Here is a 24,008-nt window from a genome sequence, read left to right as displayed (position 1 = left end):
GCTCAATGTCCTTTCAACTTGATCATCGCATCGGCCAGCGCAACCACCGCTGGGCCAGCCAGCACCAGCATCAGGGCAGGCAGGAGAGTGAGCATCATCACGATAGTCATCTTCACCGACAGCTTGCCGGTTTTCTCTTTCATGCTCATCTTGCGTTGTTCGCGCAGACGTTCGCCAAACTGGCGCAGGGGCTCCTGCACCGCGCCGCCGTGTTGATGCACTTGCACGATCATCTGCACCAGGCTTTGCAGGTCATCGTTAGAGTAAGCCTCCGCCAGCCGGCGTAACGACTGGTCGCGCGGACGACCATGCATGTAGGCGATATTGGCGTCGAGGATCTCCTTGCCCAGCACCGGCAGCACCGCCTGGAAGCTGTCGGCGATCATCTGCAGGCTCTGGTCTATGCTGAAGCCGACGCCTTGCAGCAGGCGCAACAGATCGATCAATAGCGGCAATTCGTCCTCGGTCCGTTTGCGCAGGCGCTCGGCCCAGGTACGCAATGCGAACTTGGGTACGAGGATACCTAGCGCGAGTGCGACGATCAGGGTGATCACGGCGCTCAGGCCTTGCGGTTGCAGCCAGAGCACCGCCAGGACAGGCAGCAACAGCGCCAACGAAAGGCGCAGGCCGAGAAAGACCGAGCGGCCGGTGCCGGTGTTCCAGTTCGCCTGGTCGAGCAGCAAGCGGTCTTCCGGCGCGAGCAGGGCATGGCCGAGCGCACTGCCGTCGACCAGGTGACCGATCGACGCAATCCAGCCCAGCCAGCGTTGCCGGAGTGAAAGCCGGACCTCGGTGTCGGCGCTACTCCCGCTGCCGGCCACGCGTGCATGCAATGCGTAGTCGAGCACACTGTTGCTGCGCTCTTGCTGGCGCGCGCGGCCGAACAGGCTCATGCCGAACAGGGACATGCCAAAGGCAAGTAACAGAGCGGCCATCGCCAGTAGTGCGTCGATGTTCATAGTGATTTCGCCAGCCGGTAAAGCAGCGCCACACCCAACAGTTCGAGTGCCAGCGCGGTCAGCAAAATGTGATGACCCAGCGCTTGACTGAACATGGGCCGGAAGAATGTGGGATTGGCCAAAGTCATGAAGGTGGCGACCACTAACGGCAGCAGACCGAGCACCCATGCCGACAATCGCGTTTCCGCGGTGATGGCCTTCAATTCCTGCTGCGAATGGCTGAGGTCGCGCATGAAGTCCGCCATGCGTTTCAGAATGTGGTCGGCCCTGCCGCCCATGCGCATGCCCGCACCGAGCGCCACGTGCAGCAACTCCAGCGGATCGAGCCGATAGGGTTGCGCTGCCTGTTGCAAGGCACGGTCGAGGTCGTGCCCGGCCCGTATATATACCAAGGCGTGGTCGAGCACTTCGCGCAAGGGCTTCTGCACAGTGGCCGTCGCGGTCTGAAACGCCATCGGCAGACTGTTGCCGATGGCGGCGAGGCGCACCATGCCGTCGAGAAAATCCGGAAGCTGACGCAGGATCTGCTGCTGGCGTTTCTCGATACGCATACGCAGCCATAAACACAGCAACGCGGCGAACATCCCCAGCATCACGGGCAGCGTCCACAGTGTGCCGATGCGCCAGGCAGCGAGCAGCGCCAGCACAACGCCGGACAGGCCGAGTTGCAACGGTATGCGCCAGCCAGTCGGCAGGCCGGCACGCACCAACCATCCGTTCCAGGGCAAGTCGTGACCGGTGCGTGAGTCGCTGGGGCGACGTGTGGCGAGTGGCGGCGGAAGGCCCGATCCACCGGGCAGCTTGCCTTCCAGATGGGTCAGGGTTTTACGCTGCCTCTGCCGCGCTGTGCTGCCCCACCATAGCTCGACAGCGCCGGCCACAAGCAACAAAGCCACACTGGTCAGTAGCAGTCCTGTCACGGCAGCGGACCGATGCCGGCGTTGGCATCGCGAAGAAATTGCCGAAACGACTCCAGCTTGTGCGAATGCGGATGAAAGCCAAGACCCGACCAGCGATCGGCTTCTTTACCATCCAGATCGACATAGGTCTCGTGGCGATACATTTCCTGGGTGGTGACCATGTTGTCGCTGACGCCCGCCACTTCGGTTATCGAGGCGATCACGCGCCGGCCGTTGCCAAGACGCGTGATCTGCACGATGAAGTCAATCGCACTGGCGATCTGCCGGCGCAGACTGTCCTCGCTACCCTGGAAGCCGGCGAAACCGGCCAGCATTTCGATGCGATAAAGGCAGTCGCGTGGCGAGTTGGCGTGGATGGTGGCCATCGAGCCATCGTGGCCGGTGTTCATCGCCTGCAACATTTCCAGCACTTCCGCGCCGCGCACCTCGCCGACCACGATACGGTCGGGACGCATGCGAAGGCTGTTGCGCACCAGGTCGCGGATGCTCACCGCACCGCCGCCATCGAAACCGCCCAAGCGACTTTCCAGGCGCACCACATGCGGATGGTTGAGCGACAGTTCAGCGGTGTCCTCCACCGTGATGACGCGCTCTTCGTGCGGAATAAAACTGGCCAGCGCGTTCAGCAGCGAGGTCTTGCCCGAGCTGGTACCGCCGGAGATCAACACATTGCAGCGGCCTTGCACCATCGCCTGCAACAGCGCGTAGACCGGTCGGTCGAAAGCGCCTTTCTCCAACAGCTCCGCTGGCGTGAATGGGCCTTTGCGGAACTTGCGGATGGATACCATCGGTCCGTCCACCGCCAACGGATCGATGATCGCGTTGAGACGGCCACCATTGGGCAGCCGCGCGTCGACCATCGGGTTGGATTCGTCCAGCCGCCGACCCAGCGGGGCAAGGATACGCCGCACGATGCGCAGAAGGTGGCGGTTGTCGGAGAAGCGCACCGATCCGCGCTGCAACACGCCGCCACGCGAGACATAGACGTCCTGATAACCGTTGATCAGGATGTCTTCAATGGTGGGATCGACCAACAGGTCGTCCAGCGGTCCGAAACCATTGAGCTCTTTCACCAATGCATTCGCCACCAGCCGCATTTCGGTCTCGTTGATCGGGATGCGCCAGTCCTGCACGAAGGTAACGGTTTCTTCATCGACAAATTTGATCAGCGTTTCTTTCGACCAGGAGCCGATATCCAGCCGGCGGTCTTCGATTTGATTCAACAGGTATTCGTGAGCGGCGGAGAGCGCATCCTGAAACTGCTGGCTTTGATCGAAGCGATGCGAAGCCGTTCCGTCAGCCGGGTGGTTGGTGTTCTTGGGGGGTATGCCGTTCATGCGTGTCACCTGGTCTTCCATCGAGAGCCTCCCAAACCCAGCAGAAATGATTTCCACCGTTGCGTTGCGACAGGGTTAGTCGTTGTAAGACGCAAGCGGGCGATCAGCGGCGCGAGCGCGCGAAGGTAAGGGTCGCGCGGTGCGGTCTCGTGCAAAAGTCGGCCTTGATTGGCGGTGGCCCGTAGTGCGCGCGAACGCTCCGGCAACGTCGCCAGCAAGGGCAGAGTGAAACGCTCGGCGATCTGTTGGGGTGTGATGCCGCATGCTTCGTCATAACGGTTGACCACCAGACCCAGGCGCGGATCGCGTTGATTGCCTGGCGCGAGATCGTGCAAAGCGGCATCCAGCGAGATCATCGAGCCGATACTTTGATCGACAACCAGCCAGATCTCGTCCGCGGCCTGTAACAGCGGCGCCGGAATCTGGCGATGGTTCAGGCCGCCCAGGTCGCATAGCAACAGGTTGTAAATGCCTCGCAGACGGTCGATCAGCAAGCTGGTCTCGGGGGCGTCGATGGGCGATTCCAGCGTGTCCTGCGCCTGCGATAGCAAAGCCAGCCGACTGGCGTGGTGAGCGAGTGCGGTACGCGTGAGGGTGGGATCGATGCGAGTGGCATTGCGTAGCGCGTCGTCGTAGTGAAAATCGCTGGCCACGCCAAGATAAAGCATGGCATCACCCGCGGGCCGCCCAAGGTCGAGCAACAGCACCTGGTTTGGCAGGTCGATCGATGTCTCGCCATCGGGCTCCGGTGCGGTCGGCTGCGCCAGTACACCCAGATGCGTCGCCAGTGTGCTGGTGCCGATACCGGCGCGCAGACCCAACAGCAAGATCAGGCGTCCGCGTGGCGATGTCACTGAGGTCAGCGCGGCGCGCGCTGGTTGGCCTTGCGTCAGCGCGCGGCGCAGGACAGCGTGGATTTCCTCCGGCGCCGCGTTGATATCGATGAAGTCGCGCACCCCGGCGCGCCAGGCGGCGAGTACGCTGGCTGCGTGTTCGCTAGCGGTCGAGCCAATGGCAACCAGCGGCGTATCGGGCATCAGCGCGGTGAGTTGGCGTGCAAGGTCGGACGAATGTGCGGCCGACTCGGGAGCATAATCGAGCAACACCAGTCGCACGCCGCTGCGTTGAGTGAGCTGTGCCGGCGCACGCAGCCGGCTGTTCTCCCAGCTCACCCGGGCCAGTCCTTGCAGCTTGCTCAGAAAGGGCTGCATGCGGACTTCGTTCGGTGCGTAGAACAACAACTCCGGCAGATCATTGGAGTGCGTAGCGGTCGTCATGGCGGGGATGGCCTGCATCGTGACTCCTGCACTTCAGCGAGAGAAACCGGGGAGCTGGTCGGAGTCGGCGGGATGGAGCAGCCACGAACCCCATACCGGCAGATTCGGCTGAGCTTCCTTCTCACCCGGCAAGGGGATGGCGGTGCCGCGTGCCAGCGGTTGCACCAGATGCGGCGTTACCACGATCACCAGTTCTTTCTCCTTGCGAGAGTAACGCAGGTTACGAAAGAACGAGCCGATGATCGGAATGTCGCCGAGCAGCGGGATCTTGTCCACTTGCGAAAGAATGTTGCGACTGACCAGACCGCCGATCACGAAGCTTTCGCCATCGCCCAGTTCTACCGTCGTGTCGGCACGGCGAGTCGTGATGGCGGGAATCTGGAATCCGTTGATGGTCAGCGCGTTGGTGTAGTCGAGGTCGCTGGCTTCGGGTGCAATCTTCAATGCAATGCGGTCTGGCGAGAGCACCGTCGGCGTCACCGTCAGACCGATACCGAACGGCTTGTAGGTAATGGTGACGGTGCCCAGACCTTGCGGTTCGGGAATCGGCAGTTCGCCGCCGGCGAGAAAACTGGCGCTCTGGCCGGACAGCGCGACCAGTGTGGGTTCGGCAAGCACGCGGGCCATGCCGTTGGTCTGCAATACGTTGAGCGTGGCATTCCATTTACCGGTCACCGAGGAAGCCACCAGGCTGAAGGCTGAGGTCAGCGCGTTGCTCGTGCCGGTTCCGGTGCCGGTTCCGCTGCCACTATTGGTGGTCGTGGCGATGTTCGGGCTGACGATGCCGTAGTTGAAACCGCCGTTGGTATTGCTGAAGTTCAGGCCGATCTGGTTCAGCACGTTCTTGTCGAATTCGACGACCTTGACCTCGACCTGCACCACGCCGCCGCTCGCTACCGTCGATGCGTCGACAAGCACGCCTTTGTCGCCGACGGTTGCCAACGCCGCTTTACGAGCCTGTTCGTGTCCGACCACGGTAGTCGCGCTGCCTTGCAGTAGCGCCTGGCCATCCTGCACGGTAAGCCGTGCGTCATTGTCGCTGCCGGTCAGTCCGGCTTGCAGCGCACTGCGTACTTCCACCGCGATGCGTTGCGGCGCCTGTTCGCCGCGCAACCATAACAGCAAGGTGGTCTGCCCGGGAGTCTTGCCAACCAGCAAGGCTTCGCGCCGCCCTTTGAGCATCACCAGGTCGGCGACATTGGGATTGGCAATCGCCACGCGCTCCAACCGCTCGGGCAGCGACCACGGCCGCTGCTCGTGAATCTGCAGACTCACGCTATTGTTGGCACTCGCCACGACGGCCATCGCCGGCGATCCCGCCAGACATACTGCAGCGAGGCCGTAGAGCCAGAGCGAATGCTGCGATGAGCGATGGGTCATGGAAGGCATCCGTCCGGTCATGGCGAAGGCGTGCGAGTGGCGCTCAGCTCGTCACGCTGAGTACCGCGAATGATTTCAAGGCCGCGCCCGCTTAGGCCACCGCCGCCGCGTGGCGCCGGTCGTGCGGCGGTCTGTCCGGCGAGGCCGCCCATGTCAATGCCGGCGTAGGCGCGGTTCTCGGGCGACTGCAGCAAAGAGCGCTGTTCCGATGCCAGATCGCCGCGTGGCGAAAGTACGGAACGTGGTTGTGGAAACAGTTCGATGTCGGGCAAGCCGACGTCGCCGGGATGACGTAATGCCAGCGACAGCTTGCCGTTCTGCGCGCCCAGCAACAGGCGATCGGTATAGCCCACCGGCACCGCGAGTACCGCGGTGCGCGCCGGCTGTGGGTTGCTGTTATTGGCCGATTTGTTGGCGTCGGTGCCGTTGCTTGCCGGCGGCGAGTTCTGCGAAGGCGAGGGTGGCAGATCCAGACTGCCGTAGGCGAGTACGCGCAGTCGCGACAGCAGCAAGCGCGTCTGTGTGTCCTCGCTATTGCCAAGACCCGTCGTGCCGGGACGCGTGGTTTTCAGGCTGAGAAAGACATCGACAAAATCGCCGGGCATGATCCGGTTACCTGCGCCGGCCAGTTCATCCACCGGCACCGCCAGTGCGCGCTCGCCAGGCTGGAGTTGCACCGCGATACCGCGAGCCAGTAGCGCAGACGTGATCGCCATGCCTGCCGGGATGTCCTGCGCGGCAACTTCGCCACGCAAGGACTCGGCGTCCGCAAAGCCGCCTGCCGGGTGCTGCGGCCACATATCCACGCGTAAGGCGTCGGATGCGATCGGTGCGCCTGCACGCAAGGCGATGGCCGCCACGACGACGGGTTGCCCGCTCTGCTTAGACGCGGATGCGGTCGGCGGGACCGCGCTGGCCGTCGTCGGCGCTGGCGCGGCAGCGCGCGGCTTCAGACCCAGGGCGACGACGGCCAGCACGATCGCAGCGGCAACCAGGAGTAGCGCGAATACACGTGTGATCTTTTGCATGGGTCTTCCGTGCCTCTTTGGTGCTCAGCCGTCGCTAGCGCCGAACTGGACGGTGGCGGAACTGGTCATGGCGCTGCCCATCACCGCCTTGAACAGCAGGCCGGTGCCGGGTAGGAAGGGATGCGCGTCGTAGTCGTAAGCGGTGATTACCTGAATGCACTGCGCACCGTTGGAGCAGGCGAATGGCATCGAAACCGTGATCGGTGCGGCACCTGTACTGGCGGGTGCCGCGCAAGCCGGCGTCTGGCCGGCAAAGGTAAGCAACCATCCCATCGACTGCGCGGCGGCGGTGCAGGCGTAAGTCCGTTGCTGTGCCACCGTGCCGTAGCGCAATGCTGCGCGTGCGCCTTCGGCCGCCGCCAGCGACAGCGACTGCCGTGCCGCAAAAATCATCACGCCGGAAAAGGTGAGTAGCAACAGCGGCAGCATGCCGAAGAGAAACACGAAAGCGAACTCGATCGCCGCGACACCACGCTGACGGCGCAGCGATGCCGGGCTGCGACCCACAGCGCGGAGGCTATTCACAATAGCCACGGCGTGAGTGACTCATGGAATATCACGGTGACCACAGCGCCTGTCGCAAGGTACGCGGCGTAAGGCATGCCGCGACGCCACTGGCCTGCCCACTGCAACGGCGCAATGTAGGCGACATGCCGGTCTTGCCACGCTTGCATCGGTATCCAATGGCGCGCGAGCAGTATGCCGATAGCGTGTACGCCACCAAGCAGACTGGCGATCACCCAAATGGACAGCAAAGCTTGCCAGCCGAGCAGAAATCCGAGTATGGCAAAAAATTTCACGTCGCCTGCTCCGATCCAGCCCACCACGTAGAACGGCAGCAGCACCGCCAGACCGATGACCAAGCCCAAAGCGGAGCTCCAGGGCGATGCTTGCTCTGCCGACAGCGACGTGAGCAGAAGATACAGCGCCCCGCAAAACAGCGCCCCGAGCAGCAGTACGTTAGGCACGCGACGCGCATGCAGATCGCTGATGGCGACCATGACGCTCAACAAAATGGCGAACGCTTGCAGTGGTGTGGGCATCGGGATGGCTCTGTCGATATCCGTTGGTGAGCAAGCCGAACTCGTCGGGCGGGACGGACACGCCACCGCATCGCTGGCCGATGCGGTGTGCAAGATATTCGTCCTGCCCGAGGTTGCTGCGTTCAGGTGCCCTTATTTTGAGAACAGCCAACGCAGGTGCTTGGGATTAGGTCGCTCATTTGCCGGTAACGGCTGCCGTTAGTTGATTGAATATCGTATTGAAGAGCGTTATGAGCGGTTCCTTGAAGGCAACCACGATGACGGCGGCCACTATGGCTGCCAGCAGCCCGTACTCCAGCGCGGTGATCCCATCTTCCTCGGCCAAAAAAGTGCGAATGGACGTTTTCATACAACCTCCTCAAAGGTAGGCAGCTTTATAGCTGTCCAGATCGTTGCGTCGGATAACCCATGCGTCAGCGCATCGGTTGAGGCCTTTCGCGGCTATCCGCCGCCGGGTGGCGGATAGCCGACCACTTATCGAACACACATGTCTCCGCGTGCTCGTACCCACCGTCGAAAGCACAAAACGTGCGGAATCGATGGCGTGGGTTTGCTTAAGGGGAGTGCAGGAGTCCAGGGAGCGCGGCAGGATCCGCCGCGCAACAGTATTCGCATCCGCGGCCAAAGCAGGCCAGCGCGCATTACTGCACGATGCATTCCATCCGTGTGTAGGTCGATAACAAACACGTGCACCCATAGCCCCTGTCCCCTGTGTCGCTTCCTGCCGTCAGCGTCCTTCGCGACAGTCGGGGTTTATCTTCCTTGGGGTGCCGTATCACTCAGTACACAAAATCGGCAAATGATTGAATTTCTTTATATATTTTTACACGTAACAAAAAATATTCACATACTTTTTACATTAATTATGAGGTTATTTTGCGGTATTCCTGGAAATAATCGAGTAGTCGTCACATGGGTTATGAGGGCGATTATTTGTTGCCGTTTTAATGCATTTTTATAGGGATATCTCCGTATTATCCGACAGCTCATAGGTTGCGGGATAGTACGAAACAGGGGGGCTGTTTGTGCAAATGGCGGCGGTCAAAGAAGAGCGCGATGGATACCTGAAAGCCTGCGACCTAATGGCCCTGAGCAATATGCTCAGGATTTGCGATATGGAAGTCGTACTGTTTGGATCGGGCAATCCGCGTGCGGCTTACGGATCCCACGTGCAGAACGATGCCTTGTTCTGCAGTGGCGGGTTAGGCTTTACCTTTCGTGGCCGCTTTGCGCTGCCTGTCGATTGGTGCATGCTCGGTTATATCCACAGCACACCCGAGGGAAGCTGGTGCCATGGCACCGAATTAGCTTCCGGCATGGCATTTACCGTGCTGCCTGAGGGCATCAGCGAGTTCATGCTGAGTGAGGGCAGCCGGGTCACCTTGATCCTGGTGCCGTTAAGGCTTTTTCGAAGCAAGTACGTGCAGTTGGAACCGCACAGCAAAGAGTTGCCGTCTCGCTTGCTGTCGCTGTTCAACCTATCCGGCGACAGCGTCAGCCAGCGATTGCGCGATGACTACGAGCGGATAAGCCAATCGCTGATCCAGGCTGACCCATCGGTGCCGATACATACCATGCCCGACACCGATGGGCTGGAGCGCCTGGTGGCGGATCACCTTGGTGCCGGCTTGGGGGCCGCCGCCGAGGATCGGCCCCAATGCTCGCGCGGCCGCCGCACGCACTATCTGATTCTCCAGCGCGTCGAGCAGTTCATGCGCGCCAACCTGCGTCGCGATATCTACCTCAATGAAATGTTCAATGCCGCCGGCGTCAGCGAGCGTGCGCTGCGCTATGCCTTCGAAGATATGCTGGGCACGTCGCCTAATCGTTATCTATCCATGCTCCGTCTGTGCACGGCTTGCCGCAGTCTGGTGCTGGCCGATGCCAGCAGGAAGTCGGTGAAGTCCGTGGCCCTGAGCTGCGGACTGTGGGACCTATCGCGTTTTGCCGATAGCTATCGCCGCGTATTCGGCGAATTGCCGCGAGATACCTTGATGCGAACGCCTCCGCGCGATGCGCTGACCAGCTATCAGTAATGGGGTTCCGAATCCTGGAGAAATCGGCGACGTAAACCGTTCGCCTCGTCCCTTGCTTGCAGGGGATTGGCAACTCCAATGTGAGGCAGCGCTCGGGGAGAATTTCGCAAGGGTTTACCCCCTTCCGGCCTCCTTCTTCTGCACGCAGGGGGAAGGGAACTGCTTGCCAGGTGGCGTTGCGTCGTCAGCTCGCCAGCTGTTCGCCTGTCGATTCCAACATGGCGTTTGCAATCATCCATTGCAGCGCCCGGTGGGTATGTTCCTCAGCGGTACGCGCCAGTTCGTCGGAAGCGACGATGCGTTGCCCTTCGCGTACGAAGTTCAGCTCGTTCTTCTTCTCGCTGAGCCTGATGGCGGCGCAGAGTCTGACGACGTTGTGGCGCCCGTCTAGCAGCGGCAATAGCTTTTGCTCGACCACGCCCATGTGCACGACGGGCTCGTGCCAAAGGTTGAACAGCGAGATCGGCATGTTGGTGCTAGCCAATAGCTTCCCCAGCCGCCTCAGCGGATCCGAGGCCTTGGGCGCTTTAGGGGCGTCCTTTAAGGCGTTGACCGGATCGAGGCGGAAGCGCACGGAGTTGGAGATGATGAGTTGCTGGATAAAGTCGAGTATTTCCTGCTCTGCGGCGAACTTGTGTTTCAGCAGGGTCGTGACGGGGACCGTGGATGGCCATGCGGCGGTCAGCTCCTCCATGACCCGGTGGGCGGCGTCGGTGGGTGATTTGATGAGTACGCCGCGCTCGGAGCGCCAGCTTTCCTGCGCGCCTTCCGGCGGCGCAAAATGCCCAGCCAGGCAGAAGGCGCGAATGCGCTCGTTGTCGATGCGATAGCTGATATTGTCGGCCCGTTCGGCGCGAACGACGATGGTCTGCCGGAAAGTGCGGTTGGTAAGAAAGTCCAGCGCCTGCTCCCAGGCCTGCTGACTTTCGCCGTACTCGCGCAACAGGGGTTCCACTGCGTTCGCGCTGTAGTTGGAAGCAAACATGGAGGGGACATCGGCTTCCGCCAGATAGGCCAGATCATGCTGGCCAGCCGCGGCTACGAAATCGCGGAAGTAGCAAGGGGCGTTGCACGGCTCCAGGAACTCGTGCACGAGATAGTTCGTGTGACCATGACGAATCATCTCGATGTTATCGTCCATGACTTTCTTCAGAACGCTTCCTTCGCGCGCCATGTCGTGCAGGAAGTCGATCATCCCTCGCGCATACGCCAGCTTTTCCTCGGCAGTGTCACGTGGTCCGCCGCGCAGCAACATGGCGTCGCGCACGATTTCCTTGGCTTTCCAGCCCGGATAAACGTTGTAGCTGATATAGGCCATGCCGTTGGGGCTGAGATGTTCGCGCGATACGCGGAGGATGGCCTCGCGCACGTCTTCGGGCACCCAGCTGTAGACACCATGGCAGATGATGTAATCGAACTCACCCAGCGTCTTGTCAAAATCGGCGATGCTGCCGTGGATCAGTTGGATGTTGTCCAGACCCATCGCCAGGATGGCTTGTTGGCCGGCTTCAATCTGTACCTTCGACAGATCGACGCCAACGACTTTTGCGGCAGGATGGCGAATGGCGAACGGGATGATATTGCCGCCGGCGGCGCAGCCGATCTCAAGCACGCGTGCGTGCTCAAGTGCCGGCGCATCCAACCCGAAAAGATGCCCGACCGAGCGCAAATGTTCCGGCGAGCTTTGCGGGAAGGCGGCTGATATATAAGGCAGTTCGTCGTATGTGTTCTTGATCTGGTCGACCATGCTATCCATGTGCGCGCCCCCTTCAGGGATGTCGTTTGGCATGAGTGTCTGCGCAGTCGATGCGCTTGCGCTGCGGGAGCATGCGGTGTCGATTGATACCGTATTCTTCGCGTGCTTGGTATAGCGGAAGGGCCGACATGCCGGATTCGCGCAGTGCGTGCCGAATTTGCGTGAGGAGGGGCGCGATGGGCATGCCTAAGGCAAGCAGTGCTCTGACTATCGTTGAATCTCAGTAGATGTGTCCCCTTGCGAGCAGGGGATGGAGGTCGCGGTGCGCGCCTGTTGAGATTCGACGCCAATCAAGAGCGGTGTCGCCACGTATATATAAGGTGTCTTAGCTCACGCACTCGTTACTGAAGCACGCACTCGAAATAGATAAAAAGCCATTTAGACGTCCTTGCCGTATTCATGCATGAACTTGCCGCTTTTGTCCCTCGTCCTGCCGAAATTATATAAGCGATTGCCGGATTGCCACATTGCGACACGCGCGCAATCGCTTCAATGAAGCCTCTGATTTTTTTCAGTGAGCGCGGATCCATTCGGACTGCGCATCTCGTCGCCGTCGCGCTCGGCATAGGAGAGGGGGCTTTATGAATCGCATCTATCGTCTGGTATGGAACCGGAGCTTGAATGCGCTGGTGGTGGCTTCAGAGTTTGCTTCTTCTCATCAGCGCGGCAGCTCATCAGGTGCTGCCCGTCGAATCAAGGTAAACCGGGCCTCCTCTGTGTTGATGTTGCCATTGGTTGCGGCAGCTACTCTGCTGGCCTTGGCAGTGCCACTGCCCGGCCATGCAAGCACCATCTCTACCAATGGTGGCTCTGCTTGCGGCGGTGCGGGCCTGACTAATACGGGGCCTGACGGTGTCACGACGTACACCAATGCGCCCCAGGTCGATGGCAATGGCTATTTCGCAACGGTGGCCGGGTGTTCCGCCAATGGCGGACTGAATTTTGGCGTCACCTTGTATGGCAACTTCACCACGGTGACCGGTGCGGGTGGGTCTGCCTTTGGCTTGGGTGCTACTGCGGCGCAGTGGGGTTCTGCATACGGTCTGCAGGCAAAAGCCACGGGCCAAGGCAGTTTTGCCGGTGGGTTCAATGCCGCTGCGTCTGGTGGCAATTCGATAGCTTTGAGCAGTGCCACGGCCTACGGCGATCAAAGCATCGCTGTTGGGCGGAACTCGGTGGCCGGTGTTTCAGGTTCAACGGCGACTATCACCAATGACATTGCGATTGGTTTCAATGCCAAGGCAACTGGCGGCAACTCACAGGCATTCGGTGGCGGGGCCAACGCGAGTGGCTCATTTTCCACCGCTATTGGCCCCAACGCGTCGGCGAGTGCCTTGTTCGCCAATGCCATAGGCAACAACACCATCGCATCCGCGCAGGGTGCCACCGCTATCGGTACCAGTGCCAAAGTGACCGCGCAGGGTGCCACGGCGATCGGCCCCAATAGCACGTCGTCGGGTACCAATGCTTTTGCGGGTGGCCAGACGGCGAACGCCGCAGGGGCCAGTGCGGTGGCGGTTGGTGACTCGTCTTCCGCCTCTAGCGGAAACGCGGTGGCGATCGGCAATACCGCCAAGGCGAGCACAGGTAATTCGATTGCCATTGGCCCGAACTCGGTGGCCAGTGGAGCCAGTGGTGGATCGACGGCCATTGGCAGCTCGGCAAGTGCGACTGGCATTGGCGCGATCTCACTTGGGAACAGTGGATCGTTCGCCGCCGTGTCGACCGCCAGCAACACCGACGCGATGGCTCTCGGCAATGGCACCACAGCAAGCGGGCAGGCAACCACTGCGATTGGCGTAGCCGCCAACGCTGGCGGTGGTTTTGCAACCGCCGTGGGTGGCAATTCCTCGGCTTACGGCGACCAGAGCATGGCCATGGGCCGAAATGCGGTAGCAGGCGTTTCGGGTTCATCGACGACCATCACCAACGACATCGCGATTGGTTTCAACGCCAAGGCAATCGGCGGCAATTCACAGGCCTTCGGTGGCGGAGCCAACGCGACTGGCTCCTTCTCCACCGCCATTGGCCCCAACGCGTCGGCGAGTGCCTTGTTCGCCAATGCCATAGGCAACAACACCATCGCATCCGCGCAGGGTGCCACCGCTATCGGTACCAGTGCCAAAGTGACCGCGCAGGGTGCCACGGCGATCGGCCCCAATAGCACGTCGTCGGGTACCAACGCTTTTGCTGGCGGCCAGACGGCGAACGCCGCGGCGGCCAGTGCGGTAGCGGTCGGCAACACCTCCACGGCTTCGGGTGCTTCCAGCGTTGCGATCGGCGACGGCGCTACCGCTTCGGGTGGCAACGGATTTGCGGGGGCAGCCGGTGCGACGGCTTATGGCGATCAGAGCATCGCGTTAGGCAAAGCTGCTATCGCCGGCGTATCGGGCTCGTCGACCACCATCACCAACGACATTGCCATCGGTTTCAATGCGGCGGCGACCGGTGGCAATTCGCAGGCCTTTGGCGGCGGCGCAAAATCCAGTGGTTCGTTCTCCACGGCGGTCGGCGCCAATGCGGCGGCGAGTGCCTTGTTCGCGAATGCCTTCGGCAACAACACGGTGGCCTCCGCCCAAGGCGCCACAGCCGTCGGCAGCAACGCCAATGCCACCGCACAAGGTGCCGTGGCGGTGGGTGCCAACAGCAAGGCATCGGGTACCGAATCGTTCGCGGTCGGCCAGTCGTCGGTAGCTTCCGGCGCCAATGACATTGCGATTGGCAATAAGGCGGCAGCATCGGGTGGCAATGCCTTCGCGGGCGGCAATGGTTCGACCACGGCGGCTACCTCGACCGTCGTGATTGGCGACACCAATACCATCGCAGCGGCAGCCGGCACGGGTGCTACCGCGATTGGCTACAAGTCGAGTGTGGTCAGTGGTACCGGTGCGGTAGCGATCGGTAGTCAGCAGACGGCCAAGGGCAATGGCGCGGTGGCGATTGGCGATCCGAATTCGGCGACAGGTACCGGTGCTGTCGCGCTGGGTGCCAATAACACGGCCAACGGCGACGGCGCGCTGGCCATCGGCAATACCAACACCGCCACCGGGCAAGGTTCGCTGGCACTCGGCAATGCGTCGACGGCCTCGGCGGCCGGCGGCGTCGCGTTGGGCGATACCGCGGTGGCCAACAACGCGAATGATGTCGCACTCGGCTCAAAATCCACCACGGCTGCGGCGGTTGCCACCACAGGAACGACCATCGGCGGCACGGCCTACACCTTCGCCGGCACCACGCCCACCAGCACGGTGAGCGTTGGCGCGCCAGGTGCGGAGCGCACTATCACCAATGTAGCGGCGGGCCGTCTCAGCGCGACCAGCACGGATGCGATCAACGGTAGTCAGTTGTTTGCCACCAACACACAGTTGGAGAACACCAGCCTCGCAGTTGGTGGCATCTTCGCTGGCAGCGGCATCAAATATTTCCGTGCCAACTCGACCGCGCCTGATTCCTCGGCGAACGGTGTGGACTCGGTAGCCATTGGCCCTGGCGCCGTTGCCGGCAATGACGGTGATATAGCCGCTGGCCTCAACGCGCAAGCCACTGGCGGCAATTCGCAGGCCTACGGCGGTGGTTCCGTTGCATCGGGTGGTTTCTCAGCCGCAGTGGGGGCCAGCGCGTCCGCGACAGGTCTGTTCGCGAATGCCTTCGGCAACAACACGGTGGCTTCTGCGCAGGGCACCACGGCGATTGGCAGCAGCGCCAACGCCAGCAAACAGGGTGATACCGCGATCGGCGCCAACAGCAACGCATCCGGTGGCAACTCGTTTGCAGCTGGTGAGTCGGCGGCGGCCTCCGGAGTCAACGCGGTCGCCGTAGGCGACAAAGCGGCTGCATCGGGTGCCAATTCAGCAGCGTTGAGTGCATCCGCCATCGCTAGCGGCGCCTCGAGTCTTGCCATCGGCAACACGTCGAATGCGACCGGCCTGGGGGCGATTTCAATAGGAAACCAAGGATCGTTTGCCGCTGTATCGACAGCGAGCGGCACCGATTCGCTGGCGGTTGGCAATGGCACGACGGCTGGCGCCCAGGCGGCGACGGCACTTGGCGTAGCGGCGTCATCAACGGGCACCTTTGCGACAGCGGTCGGCGCCAATGCCACAGCTTCCGGCAACAACAGCGTTGCGCTGGGCAAAAGTGCAACGGCGAGCAACGCAGGCGATGTCGCGCTGGGTGCGGGCGCCAAGACAGCCGCACCGAACACCGGCACCTTTGCCATGTATGGTGGCACCGCGGCGGCGACAGCACCGACCTCGGTGGTATCGATCGGAGCCGCCGGCAGCGAACGTCAGTTGCAGAACGTGGCGGCGGGTGTGATCTCGTCGACCTCGACCGATGCCATCAACGGTTCGCAGCTCAACACCGTCGTCACCGGCGTGAACAACCTGGGTTCGTCGGTGGCGAATACGTTTGGTGGCACCTCCGCGTACGACCCGACCACCGGCAAAGTCACCGGCGGTTTGAGCTACGGCGGCAACACCTATACCAGTGTGCAGAACGTGGTGAATGCCATCACCGGCGGCAGCACCACGCCAGGCATCAAATACTTCCACACCAACTCGACCTTGACCGACAGCAGCGCCACAGGCACGGATTCGGTGGCGATTGGACCGAATGCTGTTGCGAGCAAAGCGGGTGATATAGCTGCGGGACTCAACGCTCAAGCCACCGGTGGTAATTCGCAGGCTTTCGGCGGCGGTGCGGTGGCATCGGGCGGCTTCTCCGCTGCGGTCGGTGCCAGCGCGGCAGCGAGTGGTTTGTTCGCGAATGCCTTCGGCAACAACACGGTGGCCTCTGCGCAGGGCGCTACGGCGGTTGGCAGCAGCGCCAACGCCACCGCTCAAAATGACACCGCGATCGGTGCCAACAGCAAGGCGTCGGGTGGTAGTGCCTTTGCGGGCGGCGACTCGGCGGCGGCTTCCGGTGCGAGCAGTGTCGCGCTGGGGTCGGGTGCGACCGCGAGTAACGCGAACGATGTGGCGCTGGGTGCGGGTTCGGTGACGGCGGCAGCCAATCCAACGGCGGGTGCCACCATTGGCGGCACGGCTTACACCTTCGCGGGTGCAACGCCGACCAGCGTGCTCAGTGTGGGTGCGGCAGGCAAAGAACGGCAGATCACCAACGTGGCGGCGGGTCAGCTCTCGGGCACCTCGACCGATGCGGTGAACGGTTCGCAGCTGTTCGCCACCAACACGCAGGTGACCAGCAACACCACCGCCATCAACAACATCAATAACGGTGGCGGCATCAAGTATTTCCACGCCAACTCGACCGCGACTGATTCCGCGGCGAACGGGGTGGACTCGGTGGCCATTGGTCCTAACGCTGTTGCCGGCAAAGATGGCGATATCGCCGCGGGCCTCAACGCGCAAGCTACCGGTGGCAATTCGCAGGCTTTCGGCGGCGGTGCGGTGGCATCGGGCCAGTTCTCGGCCGCGGTCGGTGCCAGCGCAGCGGCAAGTGGCTTCTTCGCGAATGCCTTCGGCAACAACACAGTGGCTTCCGCGCAGGGCACCACGGCGGTTGGCAGCAGTGCCAGCGCCACCGCGCAGGGTGATACCGCGATCGGCGCCAACAGCAAGGCGTCCGGTGGCAATGCCTTTGCGGGTGGCGAGTCGGCGGCGGCTTCCGGCGCGAGCAGTGTCGCGCTGGGTTCGGGTGCCACCGCGAGCAACGCGAACGATGTAGCGCTGGGTACGGGTTCGGTAACAGCAGCGGCGAATCCGACGACGGGTGCCACCATTGGCGGCACGGCTTACACCTTCGCTGGTACAACGCCGACCAGCGTGCTCAGTGTGGGTGCGGCAGGCAAAGAACGTCAGATCACCAACGTGGCGGCGGGCCAGCTCTCGGGTACGTCGACGGACGCGGTGAATGGCAGCCAGTTGTTTGCGACCAACAGTGCGATCAACAACATCGCCAACGGCGGCGCGGGCATCAAATACTTCCATGCCAATTCGTCCCTGGCGGATTCAAACGCGGCCGGCACCAACAGCATCGCGGTAGGGCCGGTATCCAACGCCTACAACACCAACAGCATCGCGATGGGGCAAGGTGCGACCGCGGGTGTCAGTGGTTCCGGCACCACTGCCAACGATATCGGCCTGGGCGCGAATGTCCTGGCGACGGGCGGCAATACGGTGGCGGTCGGCGCGAATGCCCAGTCCACCGGTCTGGACAGTTCCGCACTCGGCTTCCGTGCTACTGCCAGCGGAACCACCAGTACCGCGCTCGGTTACGGCGCCATCGCCTCCAACACCGATGCGACCGCCGTAGGCAACGCGGCTAAAGCGACGGGTTTGCAGGACACCGCCATCGGTGTGACCTCGGAAGCGACCGGTGGCAACAGCACGGCGGTCGGCAATCGGGCCGTTGCCTCTGCAGGCAATGCCACCGCGGTGGGTGCGACGGCGACGGCTACCGGCGGTCAGGCGTCCGCGTTTGGTCTGGCTGCGACGGCAAGCGGGACCAATGCCATTGCCTTGGGTATCGGCACCGTCGCGTCGAACTTCGCCAGCACCGCCGTAGGCAATCAGTCGCAAGCCACGGGCCTGGCTTCGGTGGCGGTGGGTAACCTGGTCAACGCAGCGGCGGCAAGTACGGTGGCGATTGGTGATGCCGCTTCCGTGACATCGGGCGCGGGCCAGGGCTCGACGGCGATCGGTTACCAATCGAGTGTGAGCAGCGGCATCGGTGCGATCGCACTGGGTGCCAATAACGCCGCCAGTGGCAACGGCGCACTGGCGGAAGGCAGCGGCAATACGGCAACCGGCCAGGGTTCGATAGCGTTGGGTAATGCGTCCACGGCTTCTGCGGCGGGCGGCATGGCATTGGGTGACACGGCGACGGCTTCCGCTGCAAATGGCATTGCGCTGGGTTCCGGTGCCACCGCCAACAACGCGAGTGATGTCGCACTGGGTTCCGGTTCAACCACGGCAGCGCCGCATACCGGCACCTTTGCCGAGTACGGTGGCACCGCGGCGGCGACGGCACCGACTTCAGTGGTGTCGATCGGCGCGGCCGGCAGCGAACGTCAGTTGCAGAACGTGGCGGCGGGTGTGATCTCGTCGACCTCGACCGATGCGATCAACGGCTCGCAGCTCAACAGTGTCGTGACCGGTGTGAACACGCTGGGCTCGACGACCGCAACGACGTTCGGTGGCACCACCACGTACGACCCGACCACCGGCAAAGTCACCGGCGGCTTCAGCTACGGCGGCAACACCTACAACAGTGTGCAGAACGTAGTGAATGCCATCACGGGTAACACCACCACCGCTGGCGTGAAGTACTTCCATGCCAATTCGACCGGTACCGACTCCGCCGCCACCGGCACCGATTCGGTGGCGATCGGCGTGAATGCCACGGCGAGCAACGCGAATGATGTGGCGCTGGGTGCGGGTTCGGTGACCGCAGCGGCGAATCCGACGACGGGTGCCACCGTTGGTGGCACGGCTTACCCCTTTGCCGGCACCAACCCGACGAGTGTGGTGAGTGTGGGCTCGGCGGGTAACGAGCGTCAGATCACCAACGTGGCGGCAGGCCAGCTCTCGGGTACCTCGACCGACGCGGTGAACGGCAGCCAGCTGTTTGCGACCAACAGCGCAGTCAACAACATCACCAGCGGCAAGGCGGGCCCGTTTGTTTCCGACAGTTCGGTGACCAGCACACAGCCCGTGTCGTCCGGTGCGAATGCAACAGCCGGTGGCTTCGGTGCCTCGGCCACCGGTGCGGCTTCGACCGTGGTGGGCAATCAGGCGACGGATAACGGTGTAGCCAACTCCACCGTGGTGGGTCAGGGCGCGAGCATCGCGTCGGGTCTGACCGGCTCGAACGTGGCGCTGGGCCAGAACTCGACCGTCGCTGCGGCCGCGGTGCCGACACCCAATGACACCATCGGTGGTGTCACTTACAACTTCGCGGGTGGAGCTCCGGCCGGTGTGGTGAGTGTGGGTTCGGCCGGTAACGAGCGTCAGATCACCCATGTGGCGGCGGGTCAGCTCTCGGGCACCTCGACCGATGCGGTGAACGGTTCGCAGCTGTTCGCCACCAATACCCAGGTGACCAGCAACACCACCGCCATCAACAACATCAACAACGGTGGCGGCATCAAGTACTTCCATGCCAACTCCACCCTGCCGGATTCCACCGCGACCGGTACGGATTCGGTGGCGATCGGGCCGAATGCCGTCGCCAACAATGCCGGTGACGTGGCGCTAGGTTCCGGCAGCACCACCGCAGCCGCGGTCGCCACGACGGGCGACATCATCAACGGCAATGCCTACACCTATGCGGGCACCACACCGAGCAGCACAGTGAGTGTGGGCGCGGCGGGTGCGGAGCGCACGATCACCAATGTGGCGGCGGGGCGTGTCAGCGCCAGCAGCACGGATGCGGTCAACGGCAGCCAGCTGTTTGCGACCAATACCGAAGTGGGTAAGGTAGGCTCGACCGTTAACAACATCGTCAATGGTGGCGGCATCAAGTACTTCCATGCCAACTCCACCAACCCTGATTCGTCGGCGACGGGGACGGACTCGGTAGCAATCGGTCCGAGCGCTTCGGCGACGAATACCGGTGGCGTGGCGCTGGGTGCGAATGCGGTGGATACCGCCGCCGATACCACCAACGGCACGGTCGCACTCTCTACCAGTGGCCCGATCTCGATTGCCTTCAACAATGCGGGCAACACCGTGGCAGGTTCAGTGTCAGTCGGTTCGGGCTCGGGTGCGAATGCGTACCGGCAGATCTCGAATGTTGCCGACGGTTCGGCGCCGCACGATGCGGTGAACGTCGAGCAGCTGTCGAGTGTGGCCAGCCAGGCGAATAACGCGATCAACAACATCACCAGCGGCAAGGCGGGTCCGTTTGTTTCCGATAGTTCGGTAACGAGCACGGCGCCGGTCTCTTCGGGTGCGAACGCTTCGGCCGGTGGCTTTGGTGCCTCGGCGACTGGCGCAGCCTCGACGGTGCTTGGCAACCAGGCGACCGACAATGGTGTAGCCAACTCCACCGTGGTGGGTCAGGGGGCAAGCATCGCCGCCGGTCTGGCGGGTTCCAACGTGGCATTGGGTCAGAACTCGGTGGTGGCCGCGGCCGCGGTGCCGACGACCGGCGCAACCATCGGCGGCGTCGCCTACAACTTCGCCGGTGTGGCTCCGGTGGGTGTGGTGAGTGTGGGTTCGGCCGGTAACGAACGGCAGATCGCCAACGTGGCGGCGGGTCAGCTTTCGGCGACATCGACCGATGCAGTCAACGGCTCGCAGTTGTTTGCCACCAATACCCAGGTGACCAGTAACACGACGGCCATCAGCAATATCAATAACGGTGGTGGCATCAAGTACTTCCACGCCAACTCTACGGCGGCGGATTCGCAGGCCATCGGCTCGGAGAGTGTGGCGGTGGGGCCGACGGCGGTCTCCAGTGGCGCCAACAGCGTGGCGGTGGGTAGCGGTGCGGTTTCGTCGAATGCCAACTCGGTGGCGCTGGGTGCGGGTTCGACCACCTCAGTGGGTGCGCAGTCCGGCTACACCGGCGCCTATATGGCAGCGGGCAGCAGTAACTCGGTGGGCGAGGTATCGGTGGGTTCGACGGGCAACAACCGCAAGATCACCAACGTGGCCGATGGCTCGGCAGCGAACGATGCAGTGAATGTCGAGCAGCTGCAGGGCGGGGTGAACAGCGCCGTGACTCAGGCGAACAACTACACCAACCAGCAGGTTGCCAACATCAACAACAATGGCGGTTCGGGCATGTTCAAGGCCGACTCGACCGGCGCACGCAGCGCCTCGCCGACGGCCGCCGGTACCAACTCGGCCGCTGGCGGCGCGGGTGCCACGGCAACCGGTGCCAACAGCACCGCCGTAGGCAACAACTCGTCGGCCAACGCGAACAACTCGGTGGCGTTGGGTGAAGGTTCGGTGGCCACGCGTGACAACACGGTGTCGGTGGGTACGGTCGGCGGTGAACGACAGATCGTCAACGTGTCCGCCGGCACGCAGAGCACGGATGCGGTGAACGTGAGCCAGCTGAAGGCGGCGCAGGCCGGTGGCGTGCAGTACGACGTCAATGCCAACGGCACCACCAACTACAACAGCGTGACGCTGGGTAACGGTACGGGACAGACGTCCATCCACAACGTGGCGGCCGGGACGGCGACCACGGATGCGGTGAACGTGGGTCAGCTCAACCAGGTACAGAACTGGTCCAAGAGCTATACCGATCAGCGCTTCAACACCGTCAACGAAAACCTGAACCGGATCGGCAATCGCGCCAACGCCGGTGTGGCGGCGGCGATGGCGATGTCGGGTCTGCCACAGGCGTATCAGCCCAACCAGAGCGCGGCGGCGGTAGCGGTGGGTGGCTTCCACGGTGAAGTGGGCCTGGCGGTCGGCGTGTCCACCATCTCCGAAAGCGGTCGCTGGGTCTACAAGCTCAATGGCACGGCGAATACACGTGGCGATGCGGGTATGGCCGTCGGTGCGGCGATGGTCTGGTAACGCGGTACCTGACGATGCCGGCCGCGATGTGGCCGGCATCTGGATGGGATCGTGCTGGCGCAGGGGCGATCCACACTCTTCAAATGGGGGTTTAAATCATGAGTACGTTCCTGATGAAAGCAGCAACGAAAGGGATAGTCGCGGCGGCCCTGAGCATGACGCTGGTGGCGCTGGCCGGCTGCGGAACCTCCACCGTCAGCAAGAACGTGGCGAAGGACGGCAGCAAGGCAGAGTCGCTGGTGTTTCCCGATATAAAGGATGCGCGGCCGAAGGGCGGCACCTTTCCGAACGTGGAAAACCTGCGCAAGATCGAGCCGGGCGTGAGCAAGGCGCAGATCCAGAATCTGCTGGGGCCACCGCATTTCAACGAAGGTGTACTGGGCGTGCGCGAGTGGGATTACCTGTTGAACTTTCGCAAGGAAGGCAAGGTAGTGAGCTGCGAATACAAGGTGCTGTTCGATGAGCACAAGCTTGCGCAGAGCACCTATTGGTCGCCTGAGTCGTGCAAGGAGTTTTTGAAGCACGACAAACCGATGGCGGTGATCGAGCAGCCGAGGCCACTCAAGGAACCGTTGCGGTTGTCGACCGATGCGCTGTTCGATTTCGATCGCGCCGAGTTGAAGCCCTTGGGACGCGAAAAGATTGATGGCGTGCTGGATCAGCTGCGCTCGGCAAGCAAAGTGCAGAACTTGCACGTGGTGGGCTATACCGATCGCATCGGCAAGGACAGCTACAACCTGGCGTTGTCGGAGCGTCGCGCCGGAACGGTGCGCGACTATCTGGTGAGCCATGGTATTCCCGCCGAGGCGATTCAGGCCGAGGGTCGCGGCAAGGCCGACCCGGTGGCGGAGTGCCATCAGTTCAAGCGTCGCGCCGAATTGATCGAATGTCTGGCGCCGAACCGGCGTGTGGAGCTTTCGGGTGTCGCCAGGCCATAAGTGTTATGCGAGTCGGTCCTGATCGGTGCCGTGGGAGGACACGCCTTCTGCCGTGCCGTTCAACACGGGCTTCCCGCCCCCCCTGGTGCCCCTGGTGACTCACGGCACCGTTCAGGACCGACTTGTTCTCGAACGATCGATCAGAAGCTGCGCAGTAACGAATCAACATCGGCCGTGATCGGCACCGTGGCGACATACTCCAACCTCTCGTGTCGTTCCACACGGACTGCCAATCTTCTGGTAGGCAAGGTGATTCACGGTGCCGATCACGGCCGATGTTGATCGATGAGGAGGGGCGGCGTACAGCGGATGCCCCGAAAGCAAGTCACTCGGGAGTGATCATGAATACGCGGATCATGCAGGGTGCCGGCGTGTGGCTGGCGATAGCGGTATTTCAGCTGAGCGGCGCAACTTACGCGGCCAGTACATCGAAACCGGTGACGGTGACAGATGCGGACAATCGCAAGGAAATTACGCTGGATCCGGGGCAGACCTTCATCGTGCAGTTGCCGGAGAATCCAAGCACCGGCATGTCGTGGGGCATGACCGAGGTGTCGGGCGGCGTGCTCAAGCCGAAGGGTAAGCCGGTGGATCACGTCGAAGAAGGAACAGCGATCGGTAAGCCCGGGACGCGCACCTGGACCTTTGTGGCAACCGGCGCGAAAACTTCATCGGTGCAACAGACGCTGCGCTTTGAGTACCGGCAGTGGTTCTCGAAAGATTTTGACGCGCCTGGCACCGTAATTTTCTATCACGTAGTGGTGCGCGCCAAAGAAGACGCGCGTTAGGTAGGGGACCTTATGCACCACATCCGTCGTTTGGCCGGATGCCATCT

At 62.3% G+C, this 24,008-nt stretch carries 14 protein-coding genes and 1 pseudogene; 5 read left to right on the top strand and 10 right to left on the bottom strand.

From position 1 onward, the window contains the following. Positions 1–2 precede the first annotated feature (2 nt). The 9 genes from AC3IR3_RS10395 to AC3IR3_RS10355 form a co-directional block, all read right to left on the bottom strand. The gene (locus tag AC3IR3_RS10395; RefSeq protein WP_489196803.1) at positions 3–959 is read right to left on the bottom strand and encodes a type II secretion system F family protein; all 957 of its coding nucleotides are present in this window, start codon (positions 957–959) and stop codon (positions 3–5) included. Next, complete coding sequence (locus AC3IR3_RS10390) at positions 956–1,879, bottom strand: type II secretion system F family protein (RefSeq protein ID WP_489196802.1); 924 nt, start codon at positions 1,877–1,879, stop codon at positions 956–958. Before AC3IR3_RS10390 ends, AC3IR3_RS10395 begins: the two co-directional genes overlap by 4 nt. Next, on the bottom strand, positions 1,876–3,237 hold the full coding sequence (locus AC3IR3_RS10385; RefSeq protein ID WP_489196801.1) for a TadA family conjugal transfer-associated ATPase: 1,362 nt from the start codon (positions 3,235–3,237) through the stop codon (positions 1,876–1,878). Before AC3IR3_RS10385 ends, AC3IR3_RS10390 begins: the two co-directional genes overlap by 4 nt. After that, on the bottom strand, positions 3,222–4,511 hold the full coding sequence (locus AC3IR3_RS10380; RefSeq protein ID WP_489196800.1) for a P-loop NTPase family protein: 1,290 nt from the start codon (positions 4,509–4,511) through the stop codon (positions 3,222–3,224). The genes AC3IR3_RS10385 and AC3IR3_RS10380 overlap by 16 nt, the downstream gene beginning before the upstream one ends. A gap of 15 nt (positions 4,512–4,526) precedes the next feature. Beyond that, the gene (locus AC3IR3_RS10375) at positions 4,527–5,873 is read right to left on the bottom strand and encodes a type II and III secretion system protein family protein (protein WP_489196799.1); all 1,347 of its coding nucleotides are present in this window, start codon (positions 5,871–5,873) and stop codon (positions 4,527–4,529) included. 17 nt (positions 5,874–5,890) lie between these two features. Continuing rightward, positions 5,891–6,901 carry a Flp pilus assembly protein CpaB gene (gene cpaB / locus AC3IR3_RS10370; protein ID WP_489196798.1) on the bottom strand — a complete coding sequence of 337 codons (1,011 nt, stop codon included), beginning with the start codon at positions 6,899–6,901 and terminating at the stop codon, positions 5,891–5,893. Positions 6,902–6,925: 24 nt separating this feature from the next. Then, the gene (locus AC3IR3_RS10365; protein WP_489196797.1) at positions 6,926–7,426 is read right to left on the bottom strand and encodes a TadE/TadG family type IV pilus assembly protein; all 501 of its coding nucleotides are present in this window, start codon (positions 7,424–7,426) and stop codon (positions 6,926–6,928) included. Continuing rightward, positions 7,423–7,944 (bottom strand): A24 family peptidase, encoded by a 522-nt coding sequence (locus AC3IR3_RS10360; protein ID WP_489196796.1) that lies wholly within the window; start codon positions 7,942–7,944, stop codon positions 7,423–7,425. The genes AC3IR3_RS10365 and AC3IR3_RS10360 overlap by 4 nt, the downstream gene beginning before the upstream one ends. A 175-nt stretch (positions 7,945–8,119) precedes the next feature. Then, positions 8,120–8,293: a Flp family type IVb pilin gene (locus AC3IR3_RS10355; RefSeq protein ID WP_489196795.1), complete on the bottom strand. Its 174-nt coding sequence runs from the start codon at positions 8,291–8,293 to the stop codon at positions 8,120–8,122. Positions 8,294–8,975: 682 nt separating this feature from the next. On the opposite strand from AC3IR3_RS10355, the gene AC3IR3_RS10350 reads away from it, so the two are divergent. Continuing rightward, a complete protein-coding gene (locus AC3IR3_RS10350; protein WP_489196794.1) occupies positions 8,976–9,980 on the top strand; it encodes an AraC family transcriptional regulator in 1,005 nt (334 codons plus the stop codon). A gap of 184 nt (positions 9,981–10,164) precedes the next feature. Here the strand turns inward: AC3IR3_RS10350 and AC3IR3_RS10345 are convergent, their stop codons facing one another. Then, positions 10,165–11,736 (bottom strand): methyltransferase regulatory domain-containing protein, encoded by a 1,572-nt coding sequence (locus AC3IR3_RS10345; protein ID WP_489196793.1) that lies wholly within the window; start codon positions 11,734–11,736, stop codon positions 10,165–10,167. 581 nt (positions 11,737–12,317) lie between these two features. On the opposite strand from AC3IR3_RS10345, the pseudogene AC3IR3_RS10340 reads away from it, so the two are divergent. The 4 genes and pseudogenes from AC3IR3_RS10340 to AC3IR3_RS10325 form a co-directional block, all read left to right on the top strand. Further along, positions 12,318–12,395 (top strand): annotated as a pseudogene (locus AC3IR3_RS10340) (ESPR domain-containing protein); the annotation flags it as partial. A 105-nt stretch (positions 12,396–12,500) separates the two neighbouring features. Beyond that, positions 12,501–22,235, top strand: coding sequence for a hypothetical protein (locus AC3IR3_RS10335; protein WP_489196907.1), 9,735 nt, complete (start codon positions 12,501–12,503; stop codon positions 22,233–22,235). A 98-nt stretch (positions 22,236–22,333) separates the two neighbouring features. Then, on the top strand, positions 22,334–23,173 hold the full coding sequence (locus tag AC3IR3_RS10330) for an outer membrane protein assembly factor BamE (protein WP_489196792.1): 840 nt from the start codon (positions 22,334–22,336) through the stop codon (positions 23,171–23,173). A gap of 341 nt (positions 23,174–23,514) precedes the next feature. Continuing rightward, the gene (locus AC3IR3_RS10325) at positions 23,515–23,961 is read left to right on the top strand and encodes a protease inhibitor I42 family protein (protein ID WP_489196791.1); all 447 of its coding nucleotides are present in this window, start codon (positions 23,515–23,517) and stop codon (positions 23,959–23,961) included. The last annotated feature ends 47 nt before the right edge of the window (positions 23,962–24,008 follow it).

It is taken from the genome of Luteibacter sp. GL_149, assembly GCF_057834065.1.
Note: the sequence above shows the minus strand (reverse complement) of the source record. Positions and strands in the feature narration are given on the sequence as shown.

Bases quoted from the DNA above. Each gene is read 5' to 3' on its own strand.
- AC3IR3_RS10395 (WP_489196803.1), bottom strand. From the start codon at position 959: ATGAACATCGACGCACTACTGGCGATGGCCGCTCTGTTACTTGCCTTT.
- AC3IR3_RS10385 (WP_489196801.1), bottom strand. From the start codon at position 3,237: ATGGAAGACCAGGTGACACGCATGAACGGCATACCCCCCAAGAACACC.
- AC3IR3_RS10380 (WP_489196800.1), bottom strand. From the start codon at position 4,511: ATGCAGGCCATCCCCGCCATGACGACCGCTACGCACTCCAATGATCTG.
- AC3IR3_RS10375 (WP_489196799.1), bottom strand. From the start codon at position 5,873: ATGACCCATCGCTCATCGCAGCATTCGCTCTGGCTCTACGGCCTCGCT.
- cpaB (WP_489196798.1), bottom strand. From the start codon at position 6,901: ATGCAAAAGATCACACGTGTATTCGCGCTACTCCTGGTTGCCGCTGCG.
- AC3IR3_RS10360 (WP_489196796.1), bottom strand. From the start codon at position 7,944: ATGCCCACACCACTGCAAGCGTTCGCCATTTTGTTGAGCGTCATGGTC.
- AC3IR3_RS10355 (WP_489196795.1), bottom strand. From the start codon at position 8,293: ATGAAAACGTCCATTCGCACTTTTTTGGCCGAGGAAGATGGGATCACC.
- AC3IR3_RS10350 (WP_489196794.1), top strand. From the start codon at position 8,976: ATGGCGGCGGTCAAAGAAGAGCGCGATGGATACCTGAAAGCCTGCGAC.
- AC3IR3_RS10345 (WP_489196793.1), bottom strand. From the start codon at position 11,736: ATGGATAGCATGGTCGACCAGATCAAGAACACATACGACGAACTGCCT.
- AC3IR3_RS10330 (WP_489196792.1), top strand. From the start codon at position 22,334: ATGAGTACGTTCCTGATGAAAGCAGCAACGAAAGGGATAGTCGCGGCG.
- AC3IR3_RS10325 (WP_489196791.1), top strand. From the start codon at position 23,515: ATGAATACGCGGATCATGCAGGGTGCCGGCGTGTGGCTGGCGATAGCG.